Below are 14,118 nucleotides of genomic sequence, written 5' to 3'. Positions count from 1 at the left end.
GACATGCTAGCAGAGGAGACAAGCACATGGGAAAGGGCCTTCACGGGAAAGTTCAGGGAGGGGGTGGCGATGTTGTCCTGTTGCACGGGCTTTTTGGGCAGAGCAGTAACTTGCAGAGCATCGCTAGAGCGCTTGAGACTAAATTTCGAGTGCACAGTCTCGACCTGCCTGATCACGGTAAATCTCCTTGGAGCGATGCAGGCCCCTCTATTAATAGCTATGCCGACGCTGTCGATGCCTGGATGACTGCGCAAGGCATACAGAGTGCCTATGTTCTGGGCCACTCCTTAGGCGGGAAAGTGGCGATGGCGCTGGCCTTAAAGCGACCAGCGCGGATCAAACGTCTTATTGTGGCCGATATCGCGCCGGTGACCTATGCGCCCAGTCATCAGGCGGTTTTCAAGGGCTTACAGGCAGTCGCCGAAGCGGGATGCGCGACCCGGAAGGCCGCGGGGCTGATTTTGGAGCGCTATATTGATGAGCCCAACGTACGGCAGTTCTTGCTCTTGAGTTTGGGCAAGGAGGAGGGTGCTACTGCCTTGGCTTGGCGTTTGAATCATGCCGCGCTTGCCCAAGCCTATCCGTTGATGTTGGCGGGGCTGAGTTCTGATACCCCGTTTGAGCATCCGGCACTGTTTATTCGCGGCGCATTGTCTGGTTATGTCGATGACAAATATCTTCCCGCCACGCAGCGGCTCTTTCCAAATTTTCGGCTGGAAACATTGGAAGGCGTGGGGCATTGGTTGCATGCTGAAGCCCCAGATTTGTTCAACGAACAGGTATTGGGGTTCTTTGCGGATTGACCCGGCCTCTGACCACCTTTGGATAATCATCCACAGGGAGTTATGATCCACAGAACCTGTGGATAATTTGGTGGATATTTTGTTCAACTGCGGCAAGAAGGCAACGCGCACCACAAAATCTTTAGATTGGTCAAAAATTGATCAATACTATAAAACTAAATAAAAACAACGGCTTACATACTATATCTTCTGAAGAACTCCCAGTGCGGGCTCTAACTCCACTCAAGAGGGTGCTCGTAGCGCGGGTGTGCATAAAGCATTTTTGGCGTCAACCCGAAAACCTAAAATAAGAAAAGTTTTTTTCTTAAAAGTTTTTGATTAATTTCGTAAATGGCCATAGACAAATGGCGATTTTGCTGCGCTAGGAAGTCGGTCTGAGGCCGCCCAAGACGTTATACGCCCCGATAGGTGCAGCCTACTGTGCAGGTTTCGCGGATTTCCACGGCGGCGAGCTCTGGCAAGTTAGGTTTTAACCTGTCCCAAATCCATTTCGCTAAAATCTCGCTGGTTGGGTTCTCCAATCCGGGCACATCATTTAGATAGTAATGGTCGAGTTGGTCCAGCAGCGGCGCAAAAGCATTTTTAATATCATCGAAATCCATGAGCCAACCCGTCTGTGGGTCAACGTCACCTGATATGGTGAGCCTGACCAGAAAGGAATGTCCATGCAGCCGCGCGCACTTGTGCCCCTCGGGAACATTGGGGAGGCGGTGTGCCGCCTCAAATCGAAAGTCTTTGTATAGTTCCATGGTGGCACCGTATTTATCTAGAGTCGCAGTTGGGTAATGTATCGGCACTCGCTTAATGCAGGCCGCGCAGAAAGTCGCGCGAGTGTACACCCATAAAAGGCATTTTTGGAAAAATCACGTTAAACATTGACAGCACGGGCGACCCACTTATAATGCGCGGCTGCAGATCAGGGTGATTAGCTCAGCTGGGAGAGCATCTGCCTTACAAGCAGAGGGTCGGCGGTTCGATCCCGTCATCACCCACCAACCTCTTAGAAGGTTGGATCGCACACAACAGACACCTCATGTGTCGTCTACCTGGAGCGGTAGTTCAGTTGGTTAGAATACCGGCCTGTCACGCCGGGGGTCGCGGGTTCGAGTCCCGTCCGCTCCGCCATTTCCTTCAAGACCGCATAAACGCTGACTTTTTGATCCGACTCTGTGTAAGTCGTCTGTGTACTTTGTTCTCAGAGCAGGGCACTAGCGATGAATTTGACGCGGTTAAAAACAGGTATTTGGCAAGCAGAACTCAAAATCCCCAAACAGCTTCATGCAGTGCTGGGCAAGCAACGGTTTGCGCGGTCAACTCGGACAAAATGTCGAAGAGAGGCCACCTTAGTGTCATCACCGTGGCTTGCGGAGTGGCAATCCCTCATTCAGCTTGCACAAAATGACCCCCTAGCCTTCGAATTAGCCGGCATCGTTGCGACGCCACATCTGTCTTCAGCGAACAAATGGGATTGGTTTGAGGTGCTGAAGCCATCTGAGCAAGCCTGCTTTGAGGGGATAGAGTGGGGGAATGGCTTGCCTCTGCCGGTTCACATGGAGGCATTTGCAGCCTATCACTACAAAAATCACAAAGTACGTACTGAAGCACGACGGTACATATTAGAAGCCACACGATTCATGCCTACGACCCGTCATCTCCGCAAAGAGGCTGCACAGCGGTGGTTATTTGCTGAGGAAGCAAAGCCAGAAGCGCAACGTCGAGCGGTTAAGACAATGCAAAAAGCCTTAGGGTATCTGTCAGAGTACGTCGCTTGGCTTCAATACCAAGGCCTATTAGACGCTCAATTGCAAAATCCTTTTAGGCAAGTCAGATTTCCAAAGGCGCTAAAAAGGCCGGTGAAATATAGCCCGATGACTGATCTAGAGATTCTGGCTGTCAGGACTGTAGCTCAAGAAAAAGGCGATGCTGAGCTGGTCGCCTATATAGACATCGCGAGGTATACAGGTATGCGCCTATCTGAGATCGGGGCGCTAACTACAGAAAGCCTGGTCACTGTCGAGGGCGTTACCTGCTTTAAGGTTAAAGAGGACGCTAAAACGCAAGCCTCGTCTGGTCGAGTTGTACCGGTGGCGGCGAAGCTCCACGAGCTTCTGGATTTGGGCAGACTAAATATGGCGGGGCGCTCTAACGCCGTGGGAAAGCGGTTTGGCAGGTTGAAAAGAGATGTCCTCGCTGATGGGCAGAGCCGGACTAAATGTTTTCACTCCATACGGAAGTTTGTTGTCACGACATTAGAGCAAGCCGGAATAGCAGAGGGCATCGCTGCTGATTTAGTGGGGCATGAAAAACCAAATATCACGTACAACGTTTACTCAGGTGGATCATCAGTACAGCAGCTCACCTCGGCGATTACAGCACTGGAGCAAACGCAGTCGTTCTAAGCCCATTTTGCATGTTGGAATAAGGCTTACACGCCAATCTCTGTAAGGTACTCGGATGTTATTTTCATGGTGAATATCGTGAATTTAGAAGCGGATGAGTGTGTATGCCTCGCAGGCACCCTCAGACCATCTCAATTGCGTCTTCAGTGAGCTGTTCAAGCCTCTTTTGAACCTGTTCTGAATCGAATCGGGCGTCATAAAGGACTTCACTGGGACGTTTCTGTCCGCGCAACTTGTATTGGGCTGTTAAAAGGATCAAACCTCTAATAGATATACTTATTAGGGAAGTGATCCTTTTTAAATCAGTAATCCTGCGTTGCGCGGTTGGCTCTGAGGATAGTTCCGGGCAAGCCGCCAATAAGTGATTTTTATTTAATGGAACTATGCCGTCACAACTCTGCACTAGCGCAATCATTTTTTGCAGCCCACTCCAGCTCTCCAGATGATCCACAGTGACATCTAACGGCACAGAGCAGAGTATGAATACGCGCCGCTGACGCCCCTCTGGGTGCGGTCTGAGCAGCCTCAGGCGGTCGATTGCTTGGGTGCTTTCACTCTCCCTCATTTGCTCCAAAAGCGCCTGCACGCGCCAATCAGGGTGCACCTGAGTCATGGTAGAACCAGAGTCGCCTTTGAGCCGATACCCGCGCTTTTCAGACTCCAAAGGGCGACTACCTGACTTCTCCTCAAGCAAGGCAAACGGTTCTTCAGCGTCGTACCAGAGTCCTCTCGCCAGCTTTTCAATATAAACCGAGCTGGGTTGGATTCGCCCAACAATGATGATGTTTTCAAAATCGCTATATAGGTTTACACCGCGCAGGTTGTTGAAGTGATCCAGGGTTGCGTCACCAACATCCAACTCGGCTAAATCCTCTTCTAACCCCTTGTTAGAAACTACTAACGTTTTACCGCTGGCAGATACACTACTGATGAAGTTGCCGACTTGAGTGATCAGCTCAGGATTCTTATCAAAAGCCGTTTTGGAAAATGTCCTATCACTAAATTGATAGACTTCCGCATCGCGCTCTACACGAATGTCTTCAACAGTGATTCGATCACCAAAAAACTGTTTTAGGAGCAACGGATTCGCATCGGCGTCGATCAGCAGTAGGGGTGCGTCAGGTAAGTGCAGGTCTCTCCGCCTAAGCACAGTCGCTTCTTTACCATCGCTTATGACGGCATTCGACTCATCGCGATCTGTTACCTGCATCTCATAGGCTAGCGTGCGGATAAGTAGAGGTGTGTCATTCGATTGCAGCTTGTCGGCCAGGCGTTCTTGCTGTTGTAACGAGTCATCAATACGGAGCGTTGAAAATAGGTTCGCTTGAATGCTCTCGTATTCCTCCAGCTCCTCAAGTAAGTCATGCGATGTACACAGCGCCCTCAATTGACCGAGTATATTTTTTGCTCCACGTGACAATATGTTTGCCACTGCGGCTATGTGAGAACCCCGATCGCCGAAGCTAAGAATATCCGAGATTGGAATCTTCACTTCCACATGCGGAGTTCTAATAAAGCTCTCGTCAATAACCACGAGCGATGGCTCAAGAAATCTCTCTTTCGTGCGATAAAAAAGATGGTTGTGAGACATGACCTTTACTTCTGTGAGCATGGGCTTCATGTCATCGGGTAAGGCATCAACCTCATCAAGCTGATCAAGGTACGCACAATTATCAAAGAACTCGCACTGCCCTGAGTTATTTTTACAAAGAAGCTGATAGGCGCTGCCGCCGGCCTTTGAGATGGCGTTTGCGACAGTGGCTTTACGACACATTGGGGTTCCGGAAGCGTCTTTTTGTGATCTGCCGTAAATCACTCGCGCGCGTTTAAGTGCAGAACTATCCTTTGGTAAATCTAGGGTTAATTCGTCATTTAGGTCGGCTTCCAATTCACGAGACAGTCGATGATTTGGGGCGTAGTAGTGGACATCCCCATACTCAAGGAGCTTGTAAGCAAGGAGCTGTTTGATAACGCTACGGGTCTTGCCTAGCCCAGCCGTAGCCCTGATAGCGAAAATTGGCGTGTCGAAATCCAAAGGATTATCCCAAGAGTCGATAGCTTGCTTACTAAAGTTGTCGATGACCTCCCGAAGGCGCTTTTCACCCTCCGATAAAGTCATCAGAGGCTTATCCCAGTAAGGTGGCGTCGACTCTGAGAATTTCTCAATAGCGCCCAAGATTAGAGGGTCTAGATAAGCATCAGACTTATACCGGTCTATGTCAGTTTGGCTATGATTGCTCTGATCAGCGGCATCAATACGTCGACGAACATCTGCCTTCAGGTTTTCAAGTTCTCCTAACGCCATTTCCTTTGTCCTAGCTGCAACAAACTTAGCAGTAGCTTTTAAGAGGACGTCATTAAAACCTTGGTTGCATTGACCATCTCCGAGGTAAGCCATTTGACCTTCATAGCCCAATCCTCCCACCGCAGAGGAGTCGCTAGTTGATCGGCTTTGCTCCGTTTTCTGGGGCGGTTTAAAAATCAGCGATACCTCATCGGAGGCGCCTCTAATTATACCTACCCGATCTGCCTTGATCGGATCTTCCCTGCCATCAAAGATAGGATTTGCTGTGTAGTGGATTTGAACTGCGTTGAATAGGGCAGGGTCGATAAGTTTGATGCCTGCTTGTGCGTTCACGTTTTTAGCCCACAAGCGAAGATGTTCATTTGCTAGTGGTTCGCTCAACCAAAAGAACAAGTGAGCAGAGAAAATACTGTCGTTCACTAGACAGCAAGAGGCTGATAGCTGCCATACACAGGTTTTGTTCTGAAACTCTTCAGGTAGCAAGGATATTGCGTAATTGACAGAAGCTGCCGGGTCGGTCGAGGTTTTTAGTTGGCTGGGGAGAGCAAGCTTATCAATCATGATCCACTCGCGTGGCACGTCTTCAAAAGCCTCCTCATTTGGATCTGCACTGCGCTGCCGGTTTAATTGCCGCCTCACAGGTTTACTGTGATCAGCATCAGCTCTCAAGCGGCCTCTGATAATGCACCGATCTCTTAAATCTGCGCTTTCGCTAATCAGGCTGTATAAGTCTTCAATGTCCGATAACGCTAATTCAGTCGCTGTGAAGTACTTAGCTGATTGCCATGATTCGCTTGTGGTGCTGCTAAAGTATTTGCAAAGTCGTTTTCCCGGTGCAGTAAGAACAGTCATTGTTTTATTCATAAATGTTGTTACCTCAGCGGCTAAATTTACGCGGTGAACTTTGATTTGAGGGCAGATGAAATATCTAGCGTCACGCTTGTAGGGCGACCCGCAGCGCGCATTGAGCTAGGCAAGCTTTCTCCAATTCACTTGAGATCATTAATAGGCGACAGCGTACAAAAGGCTTGTCGCTATTAATTGGCTATCCGCGCCAATACATTTGCACAAAGCGACTGACGCCCCGTTAGCGCACCGTGGGGCTGTTTAGGCTCCCCTTTTAAACTTCTTCTTTTATCTGCGGCGGCTTCTGCACATAGGTTGGCGTGATACGCACATCCTAAGAGCACAACGCTAGGCAGACTGGTTACATGGAGTAACTAGGAATACTCAAGGAGAGACACCATGTTAGCGAAGCTTACCTACAAATCCTCTGCGGCCGCGCTTGTAAAAAGCGCCCAGATTAACTTCGGCGCCTCAGGCAATGAACAAGCCGAAATGCAGAGACTTTTCCAAGATCCACAAACGTTTCAAATAGTAAACCACATTAGAAAGTCTCAAAATCCAGCGGGCAATAGGAACATGTTTGCTGCTATCGCAGAGGTTCTTTTAGGAGCCGCAGAGCGCGCCAAACCAAGCCTTTCAAACCAAAGATTTTTTACGATCTTGTTCACTGCAGCGGCCTTTGAAGCAGGCATGATAAGCGATGCCCTTCAACAGAATGCTCGAGCGGTACATGAGCAGATGTTTCCAGACAACGTCGGAGACTTTGACCAAGCGTTTCCACTCATGGATTGATACAGAATTAAGAGCGTCCCTTGCCCGCCCACTGCGAGCTTTTTTGTGCCTGACAGTCCACAGAGGCTTTCCTATCCGAACTCGCAGCTATCAATCGGCTTTATATTAACTACTTCGCTGAACCTTAGAAGCTTGCTTGCCTAGACATTGGTCTAGTTCTAGATGTCGGGCGAAAAACTTTATGATTGAAAGATCCGTTCTTTTAACCGCTTTTATAAGTCTGTGTACGTCACTGTGAGCACCCGCTAGAAGAGCGTAAGCACACCAGCAGGTGGAAAAATGATCAGTGTCAAAAAAACGTACGCCTCAGATAAATGCCAATCGCGGGTTCTGACCTCCTTGTCTGTTCCAAGACAACAGTCAGATACGCTCACGGCCATAATAGTTATGCTGCCGTACAACATCAGTGCAAATAAATCAGCGAGCACTGGTCCGACTAAGCTTGGATCATCAGCACCGATGTCTACGTAGTAGGCATATATTGCAACCCCGAAGGTGGCGGTCAGTATGCAAGTCATCGTCCCGGCGCGTGCAATAACGCTATTCAGAGGCAATTTCTCTTTGTCATTGTAGGCGAGGCACGCTAGAAATATTAGGGCGACAACTACGACTTGATCCAATCTGATGAGCGTCGTGAAAGGATATCCATCCATAACAAACAAGGCTGTGAACACACCCGTAGCGCCTGTAAGGATTAAAGTTGTGTGCCAAACAGGTGTGCGTGGCAATTGCTCCAGGTTGACCGGCTCGACAATTCTTAAGGCGTACGACAGAAATAGCCCCAAAGCCAGAGGGCTATAAAGCAGCGGCAGAGATGCAGAAAGATCGACCGCTGTTTCTGCGCCTAGGAGTGTTACAAAAAGGCGGTACACGCTGACGGCGACACCCAGAGGCACGCAGCTGTTGGCAAACGCCCTAACGACATTACGCCGTCCTACTGCTGCCGCCACAAGCAGATAAGTCATCACGCTACCAAACGGGATAGTGAGGTCGTAGGAAAGAAAAACTGCACTCAAGGCTGGAGAAAACAAGATCAGCGCAGCCATGGACGCCATCACAAAAATCTTCAGCCCTAGGGGCGCGTGCTTTTTTATAAACGCAAAACCAGCATCGACCACCTGACGCTCCCCTGATTCTTTCAGTGCAACAAACATACCAAAATCAGTACCCAAGCGCAGAATTAGATATATAAAGCGAGTCCTAAGTTTACCGCCGATTTTTCCTCGATAACGAACGAGGTGTCGTCGCTAGTCGGCCGTGTTGAGTACTTCGAGTGCACCAAGGGCTAACCACGCTGCTACTGGCGGAACTAAGGTTCACACTTCCCTGAGTGCTGGCTGCTGCTCTCTTGTTTTGAAATCCACCTCTAATGTATCTGGGAGGGATCACTAGATATAACAACAGAGCCTCCACGGCCCCCGGGGGGGCTAAATTGGTTGGGGTTTAAGAGTAGGTGCACTACAGCTACGCGTTGGGCTGATCAGGCTCCCTTTTTGTTAACCTGTAACACCGCCAAGCGAGACTATCCCATCCAATAATGCGTGGACAAGTTGATGAGCAGCCACTTTTACTCCTGATCAAAAATAGATGAAATGCTATCGCTGATTATGTTGCCACGCGATCCAGCCACAATCCCCGGACCAATAAGCTGGCCGCTGTAGCGTCCGATGCAATAATCCCAATTAACACGAGCGACGGAGCCATTAGCGGTCCCATCAACTCAATTATCGTACCGGCTATACCTCCAATCATGCACACGAGCGTTAACCATGCGACCCATTTATTGCCCCGCAGAAGGAAAACCGACAGAAGGCAGTAGAGCATTGCAGGGAAAACAAGAAACACACTTTCATATGCAAATCCCGCTAAGGCTAAACCCAGCACATGCAAAGCGGCGCTGATGATCAGGGGAATGACAGCCAAACGCATTTAATAGCCCTCTTAAGAAGCACTAAATTTTAAGGAAATCGCAGAGCGGACAAGCGAGGCTGCCTAAGGAATTTAACCCCACCAACTAACTGAGCACATTTTTTGCCTGACGCGAGTACCCACCGACCAATATCTTAGATGGCCTGGCAGACTCCTGCCTCAGGACTGTCCAGCAAGTGAACGAAGAATGTGGCGCCACCATTTGTTGGTATAAACAAAAAGGTGGTTTCCTCGTCTTCTATACTGCCAGTGACTTCCAAGGCATATTCATAGGTATCTGACACCTCAACTGTGAACGCATTTCCGTCAGCGAGTTTGATTGCTTCTGTGGTGGTAAAGTCGTCAGCTGACTGATTTTCAGCAGCCGCTCCGGATTCAACAATTGCCGTTAGGTAGAACACACCGGTATCAAAGTCAAAGTACATCGATATATTAGGCGTACCGATTTGCACCCCTGCTCGCGAGGCTAGGTCAGACGGCGAGAAAGAACTTAAGCTATTCTTTTTAAGAAGCCCAGCGCAAGCGCCAAAAGGTAACTCAGGGGCTGGTGGCGCGCCGATTGCTGCGGCGCTGAAAAGCATTGTTAATGTGATCTTGCCAAGAGCGTAAATGATTTTCATAACTGACGAAGGACTCTAAATAGCGGAGCAGAAGCCATGAAAAGGGGCATTTAACGTTTGGATAATGTAAGTAGCCCCTCCAGCCGTAGGAAGTAAACGAAAGCGTAATTCATACCGCTTAAACCCAGCATTACCCGTCGGCTGAACACCAACAAGGTCTGGAGTAAAAGCATCTTCGGGGAACTCAACCGTGATAGAGCCAATAAACGACGCTGGCAATAGATCGTCGCGCTCAATATCAAGCTGCATACCTGATCCGTCTTGATCTGCGGCCCACTGCGCAAATGCCTCGTTATCGCCGTCCCAATCGTCAAACAGAATAAATATGCCGAATGCCTCCGCGTTATCAAAATCGAAAACCACAGTCAGATTAGCGTCACCGTCAAAAAAATCAGGACTTTTTTCTAATATCCTCGCATCTTCCAGTGGAATGATGCCGGAGCAACTGCCCGTTGGAAATGGCAACTCTGGGAAGGCGCCTACAGCTAAAGGTAATATCAGAAGGGATAATAACGTTACGATACGGTGCATGACACTTTCCTATCTCTTAACTTGAGATTGCGTTTCAACAATCTGAACGTGTTCAATCACCTAAAAATTACGTCAGCAATTTGCTATTGGATTCGACGACCCTTTTAATTTTTCTGTATAACTGCCGTGGGTAAAACGTAGTTTGCTCAGCTGTCTTCGGACTCGACCATAAAACAAGTCAGCACCAGCCCGCGAATGAAAAAGCTACTATTCTTTTGAGGCGTGAGCAGTTTCTTTGGCCCTCTTATTTTCAAATCCACCTCTGATGTATCTGGGCAGGAACAATGGTAAGAACAACAGAGCTTCCACGGCCCCCGGGGTCTAAATTGGCTCGGCAGTTGAAGGTAAATGCCCACTTAAACTCTGTGTAGCAACTCTGTGTAGCAACTCTGTGTAAGTAGGGTGGTTTGTGGTAGTCTGGCACTTGGTGCAGATGCGTCAGAGTTAGAAAAAAGTCAATAAAGTCAGTTGGTTAGAATACCGGCCTGTCACGCCGGGGGTCGCGGGTTCGAGTCCCGTCCGTTCCGCCATTTTCCTCAGATTTAGTGCTTGTTCGTCTTATTGCTGCCAGAAGACACCATCTCGCTGCCCCAGAACAGCAGCTCTATTTCCCTCAACTGGCCCAGCAATTAAGTGCAAATAACCCCACCTAGCTGTGGTGTTTAGGTCACCGACTTTTGCTTCTTTAGATTATCCAACTTTTACTTATCCCCCCGAGGGGGCTGTTGGCGCTTCGGCCGCTGTGGGTTGCTTCATCCAATTGCAAAGAGGGTTTTTTGCTGGCGTTGCCTCACAGTGGAGCAAGGCGGAATTGAGCAAAATCTAGCGATGAGTTTTAGGGCATTTTTTTCATGGCCTCAAACAAGGCATCCATAATGTCAGACACCTCTTCAGCTAGCTCCTCTCGCTCGGCGGCAGGCGTTGCGCCAAAGTCAATCGAACCTTGAAGCTTTCGCAACATGTTCATTACTTCTTGAAGTTCTGCTTTCATTTTCATTGCCCCATACCTATGCCCTATGCCCCAGTCTATCAAGCTTGGAGCCCATAAGCGCACCGTGGGGCTAGACGGCAGGATTGACTGCAAGGTAGTCATAGCGCTTATCTAGCTTCCTACTCGTTAGCGTTATTTCTAACATCATCGTTTATCAAAAATCATATTGCCGCTTCTTGATATTGACTTGCCGCAGCTCTCGCTACACCCTTTTTTTTTAATAAGCTGTAGCGTAGGAGAAGCGCATGAAAAGTATTGGCCTCGTGGTATTAGCGATGTTTCTTGCAAGTACGGCATATGCCGGCGATACAATTGAAGACTACATACGTGAGTACCCCAATCAAGAGCAAGCCAAAATGATGAACGCTTGGTTGGTGGAGAATAGCAAGGGGGAGTTTCATTTCACCGGTCTAGTCGACCCAACAGATGCCACTGTAGTTACCCCTCAAGCGACAGTGGACTACGGCTATAACTGGTTTAGCGTCTCAGATGCGCCAGCGATTATTTCCGTCCCCACCTACGATAAGTTTTTCTCGGTGTCTATTTTTGACATGGAGCACAACGTTCCTGCCGTTATTGTTAACCCTAGCAAGCCCATTCTGATCAGAAGGCCAAACCAAGATATACCTGACGGAGATTTTACTGTGGTGACACTTGAGACCGATCAGGGCCTTGCACTTACCCGTATGGTCGTTATCGACAATATGAAAGAAGTTCGTGCATTGAGTAAGTCTATTACGATGGAGGGTGGCCGGGGTGACATGACGCGAAATGTTCAGCGTTTTTCGCCTCAAATTGAAGCCTCAGGTTTGGCCATTATTAAAGCTTCCTTGGCCCACCTTAACCCTGATATCGCATTTGGCGATAAATCTGGCGATGTTGGTTATATTACATCGGCAGGCGCGGTCATGATTGGGCAGCTAGGAACGCCCGCTGACACGGTAAGGTATGGGACTGTTTTAACCGATGAATTTGGTCAGCCATTCACCGCCGATGGGACTTACACATTAACGGTGCCGCCGGGAATCGCCAAAGAGAGTGGCTACTATTCGGTTACTGTCTATGGGGCCGATAACAAACTGCTTATTCCTAATCAGCAAAACATCTACGACAGAACCACCTACTCCTCAGAGCCTAACGGAGATGGCAGCTACACGGTGACCCTAAGCCCCGATGGCAGTGGCATAAATGGCATTCCCACCGGAAAGCCTTTCTATGCCATTTTGAGGGCATATGTCCCCGTCTTAGGAGCTGATATGACGGTTAAAGTAACCAATAATTAGAGCGCTTTAACCGGCAGCGACAGACCAGTGCTGATAAATGGGCCTGCTCACTCCTCCCTTTCAATATCCACTTCTGATGTGTCTGGGGAGGAACAATAACAGTAACCACAAAGCTTATACGCCCTCTGGGGGCAGTTCCCGCTTGGGCAGCTGTTGGGTGCTTCATCTGTTAGCAAAAAGTAGTTTTTGGTGCCTCTAGTGCACCGTGGGGCTAGGCGCTAAAGGCTCAGTTCTCTTCCAATATCTGTCCACCGGGTTGTCTGCTCAAAGTCGCCTTTTGCTAAGGATTTAGCTCCCACTCTCAGGATAGAATTGGCCATCTCTCGTACCAAGGGCTACGTCATCGCCTAGCGGCAGCAGGCTTCTACCACCAAGAAATTCTCAACAAAGGTGGCAAGTGTTTGCATAAGGACAGGTTTTAGACCCAAAACTCATGAGCTGTCGACGACATAGCAGTGCAAAAGCAATTAAAACAAAAGGTATTCATCAATGAAAACTCTACGGAAATCCACTCTTCTGACCTCTGCAATCTCCTTACTTGCCTCGATTAACATTGCAGCCAGCGAAACCACCATTCCGGTAACGGCTGAAAACTTCTCGCACGCTGAAACCGCGCGAAACTACCGCAACTGGGCGGCGCAGGGCGCGAACAAAGGGTTCGTCATAATGCCCGGCCTGCCTCCTCGCGGTAAAGCAGCTGCAACGGTGCAAATGAACGACGACACCCTTTATGGTTCGGCCATTGTAGAAGCCGTCGATGGCAAGGTGACGTTTTCAATTCCCGAAACTGATAACTACCTCGCCGTGCAAGTGGTCACCGAACGCGGACACGGGCAGCAATATGTTGTAGAGGATGGTGTCTATAACCTGCCGGTTGAATCGCAATACGCGTTCCTGATTTATCGCTCAGGGACCGAGAACGGGATCGACGCCGCGAAAGCTAATTTAGGCAAAGTAGATGTGACAGACTTTAACTTCGCCACGAGCTATAAGGTGCAGCCGTACGATTACGACGAGGTCGAAAAGTGGGTAAAGAAATACACCCAAGAAGTAAACAGCATGGATAACTTCACCTACACGTTTCCTCGCACGTCCAAAGACGTCACCGATCTGCACCAGTGGAATTTAGAAAATGCGGCAGGCTGGGGAGGAGCAAGCCCTGAAGCGTTTGTCGGGAATAAATATGCCAACAGCTCAAAAATGAAGGCCGGCACCTGCTATACCTCGACATTTAATGACCCAGAGAATAAGTTTTTCACGTCGATCACTGCTTACGATAGTGATAAATACTTGATGGAAGATGTCCGCAGCATCAATTCGCATATGTGGGATAAGAACAGCGATGGCACAGTCACCGTATCGTTTAACTGCGGCGAAAACGCGAAAAATAATATTGATACACAAGGCAATGACTTCACCTTCACCTCACGTCATTACGGCGTAAACCCCAAGGTGATTAACAGTGCAGAGGACCCCATTATTTCTGCCGTTAAAGCTCAGTAGTTGCTGTCGATTTTGACAAGGTTCGCCCGGGGTGAACACAGGTTCACCTTTTCAATAGCAGACGTAATGCCACTCGGAGAACATGGCGCAGAACTCGGTGTGACGCGGTACGCGTT

At 49.0% G+C, this 14,118-nt stretch carries 12 protein-coding genes and 2 tRNA genes; 7 read left to right on the top strand and 7 right to left on the bottom strand.

All coding sequences use genetic code 11. From position 1 onward, the window contains the following. Nucleotides 1-26: 26 nt before the first annotated feature. Nucleotides 27-803 carry an alpha/beta fold hydrolase gene (locus ACMAZB_RS10115; protein WP_435216906.1) on the top strand — a complete coding sequence of 259 codons (777 nt, stop codon included), beginning with the start codon at nucleotides 27-29 and terminating at the stop codon, nucleotides 801-803. A gap of 392 nt (nucleotides 804-1,195) precedes the next feature. On the opposite strand, the gene queD is transcribed toward ACMAZB_RS10115, so the two are convergent. Continuing rightward, nucleotides 1,196-1,552 (bottom strand): 6-carboxytetrahydropterin synthase QueD, encoded by a 357-nt coding sequence (queD, locus tag ACMAZB_RS10110; RefSeq protein ID WP_435211530.1) that lies wholly within the window; start codon nucleotides 1,550-1,552, stop codon nucleotides 1,196-1,198. Nucleotides 1,553-1,722: 170 nt separating this feature from the next. Here queD and ACMAZB_RS10105 point away from each other — a divergent pair. The 3 genes from ACMAZB_RS10105 (at nucleotide 1,723) to ACMAZB_RS10095 (ending at nucleotide 3,202) form a co-directional block, all read left to right on the top strand. After that, nucleotides 1,723-1,798 (top strand) — tRNA-Val (locus tag ACMAZB_RS10105). Nucleotides 1,799-1,851: 53 nt separating this feature from the next. After that, a tRNA-Asp gene (locus ACMAZB_RS10100) sits at nucleotides 1,852-1,928 on the top strand. Nucleotides 1,929-2,017: 89 nt separating this feature from the next. Continuing rightward, nucleotides 2,018-3,202: a tyrosine-type recombinase/integrase gene (locus ACMAZB_RS10095; RefSeq protein WP_435216904.1), complete on the top strand. Its 1,185-nt coding sequence runs from the start codon at nucleotides 2,018-2,020 to the stop codon at nucleotides 3,200-3,202. A 121-nt stretch (nucleotides 3,203-3,323) separates the two neighbouring features. On the opposite strand, the gene ACMAZB_RS10090 is transcribed toward ACMAZB_RS10095, so the two are convergent. After that, nucleotides 3,324-6,371, bottom strand: a complete 3,048-nt coding sequence (locus ACMAZB_RS10090; RefSeq protein WP_435216902.1) for a hypothetical protein — start codon at nucleotides 6,369-6,371, stop codon at nucleotides 3,324-3,326. A 381-nt stretch (nucleotides 6,372-6,752) separates the two neighbouring features. On the opposite strand from ACMAZB_RS10090, the gene ACMAZB_RS10085 reads away from it, so the two are divergent. Further along, complete coding sequence (locus ACMAZB_RS10085; RefSeq protein WP_435216901.1) at nucleotides 6,753-7,145, top strand: hypothetical protein; 393 nt, start codon at nucleotides 6,753-6,755, stop codon at nucleotides 7,143-7,145. A 245-nt stretch (nucleotides 7,146-7,390) separates the two neighbouring features. On the opposite strand, the gene ACMAZB_RS10080 is transcribed toward ACMAZB_RS10085, so the two are convergent. The 5 genes from ACMAZB_RS10080 to ACMAZB_RS10060 form a co-directional block, all read right to left on the bottom strand. Beyond that, entirely contained in the window at nucleotides 7,391-8,299 is a 909-nt protein-coding gene (locus ACMAZB_RS10080) for an MGMT family protein (RefSeq protein ID WP_435216899.1), read from the bottom strand. Between the two features lie 451 nt (nucleotides 8,300-8,750). Then, entirely contained in the window at nucleotides 8,751-9,074 is a 324-nt protein-coding gene (locus ACMAZB_RS10075) for a hypothetical protein (protein ID WP_435216897.1), read from the bottom strand. A gap of 134 nt (nucleotides 9,075-9,208) precedes the next feature. Next, nucleotides 9,209-9,694 carry a hypothetical protein gene (locus ACMAZB_RS10070; protein WP_435216896.1) on the bottom strand — a complete coding sequence of 162 codons (486 nt, stop codon included), beginning with the start codon at nucleotides 9,692-9,694 and terminating at the stop codon, nucleotides 9,209-9,211. A gap of 15 nt (nucleotides 9,695-9,709) precedes the next feature. Further along, entirely contained in the window at nucleotides 9,710-10,225 is a 516-nt protein-coding gene (locus tag ACMAZB_RS10065) for a hypothetical protein (protein ID WP_435216894.1), read from the bottom strand. Between the two features lie 835 nt (nucleotides 10,226-11,060). Next, nucleotides 11,061-11,222 (bottom strand): hypothetical protein, encoded by a 162-nt coding sequence (locus tag ACMAZB_RS10060; RefSeq protein ID WP_435216892.1) that lies wholly within the window; start codon nucleotides 11,220-11,222, stop codon nucleotides 11,061-11,063. A 239-nt stretch (nucleotides 11,223-11,461) separates the two neighbouring features. On the opposite strand from ACMAZB_RS10060, the gene ACMAZB_RS10055 reads away from it, so the two are divergent. Further along, the gene (locus ACMAZB_RS10055; protein ID WP_435216891.1) at nucleotides 11,462-12,499 is read left to right on the top strand and encodes a DUF1214 domain-containing protein; all 1,038 of its coding nucleotides are present in this window, start codon (nucleotides 11,462-11,464) and stop codon (nucleotides 12,497-12,499) included. Between the two features lie 489 nt (nucleotides 12,500-12,988). Next, nucleotides 12,989-14,002, top strand: a complete 1,014-nt coding sequence (locus tag ACMAZB_RS10050) for a DUF1254 domain-containing protein (protein ID WP_435216889.1) — start codon at nucleotides 12,989-12,991, stop codon at nucleotides 14,000-14,002. Nucleotides 14,003-14,118: the final 116 nt, after the last annotated feature.

This window comes from Luminiphilus sp. nBUS_07 (assembly GCF_051201685.1).
Classification (GTDB): Bacteria; Pseudomonadota; Gammaproteobacteria; order Pseudomonadales; family Halieaceae; genus Luminiphilus.
Note: the sequence above shows the minus strand (reverse complement) of the source record. Positions and strands in the feature narration are given on the sequence as shown.

Excerpts from the sequence above, each read along its gene's own strand:
- ACMAZB_RS10085 (WP_435216901.1), top strand. The coding sequence starts at position 6,753 with ATGTTAGCGAAGCTTACCTACAAATCCTCTGCGGCCGCGCTTGTAAAA.
- queD (WP_435211530.1), bottom strand. The coding sequence starts at position 1,552 with ATGGAACTATACAAAGACTTTCGATTTGAGGCGGCACACCGCCTCCCC.
- ACMAZB_RS10050 (WP_435216889.1), top strand. The coding sequence starts at position 12,989 with ATGAAAACTCTACGGAAATCCACTCTTCTGACCTCTGCAATCTCCTTA.
- ACMAZB_RS10095 (WP_435216904.1), top strand. The coding sequence starts at position 2,018 with ATGAATTTGACGCGGTTAAAAACAGGTATTTGGCAAGCAGAACTCAAA.
- ACMAZB_RS10075 (WP_435216897.1), bottom strand. The coding sequence starts at position 9,074 with ATGCGTTTGGCTGTCATTCCCCTGATCATCAGCGCCGCTTTGCATGTG.
- ACMAZB_RS10055 (WP_435216891.1), top strand. The coding sequence starts at position 11,462 with ATGAAAAGTATTGGCCTCGTGGTATTAGCGATGTTTCTTGCAAGTACG.
- ACMAZB_RS10060 (WP_435216892.1), bottom strand. The coding sequence starts at position 11,222 with ATGAAAATGAAAGCAGAACTTCAAGAAGTAATGAACATGTTGCGAAAG.
- ACMAZB_RS10115 (WP_435216906.1), top strand. The coding sequence starts at position 27 with ATGGGAAAGGGCCTTCACGGGAAAGTTCAGGGAGGGGGTGGCGATGTT.
- ACMAZB_RS10090 (WP_435216902.1), bottom strand. The coding sequence starts at position 6,371 with ATGAATAAAACAATGACTGTTCTTACTGCACCGGGAAAACGACTTTGC.
- ACMAZB_RS10070 (WP_435216896.1), bottom strand. The coding sequence starts at position 9,694 with ATGAAAATCATTTACGCTCTTGGCAAGATCACATTAACAATGCTTTTC.
- ACMAZB_RS10065 (WP_435216894.1), bottom strand. The coding sequence starts at position 10,225 with ATGCACCGTATCGTAACGTTATTATCCCTTCTGATATTACCTTTAGCT.
- ACMAZB_RS10080 (WP_435216899.1), bottom strand. The coding sequence starts at position 8,299 with ATGTTTGTTGCACTGAAAGAATCAGGGGAGCGTCAGGTGGTCGATGCT.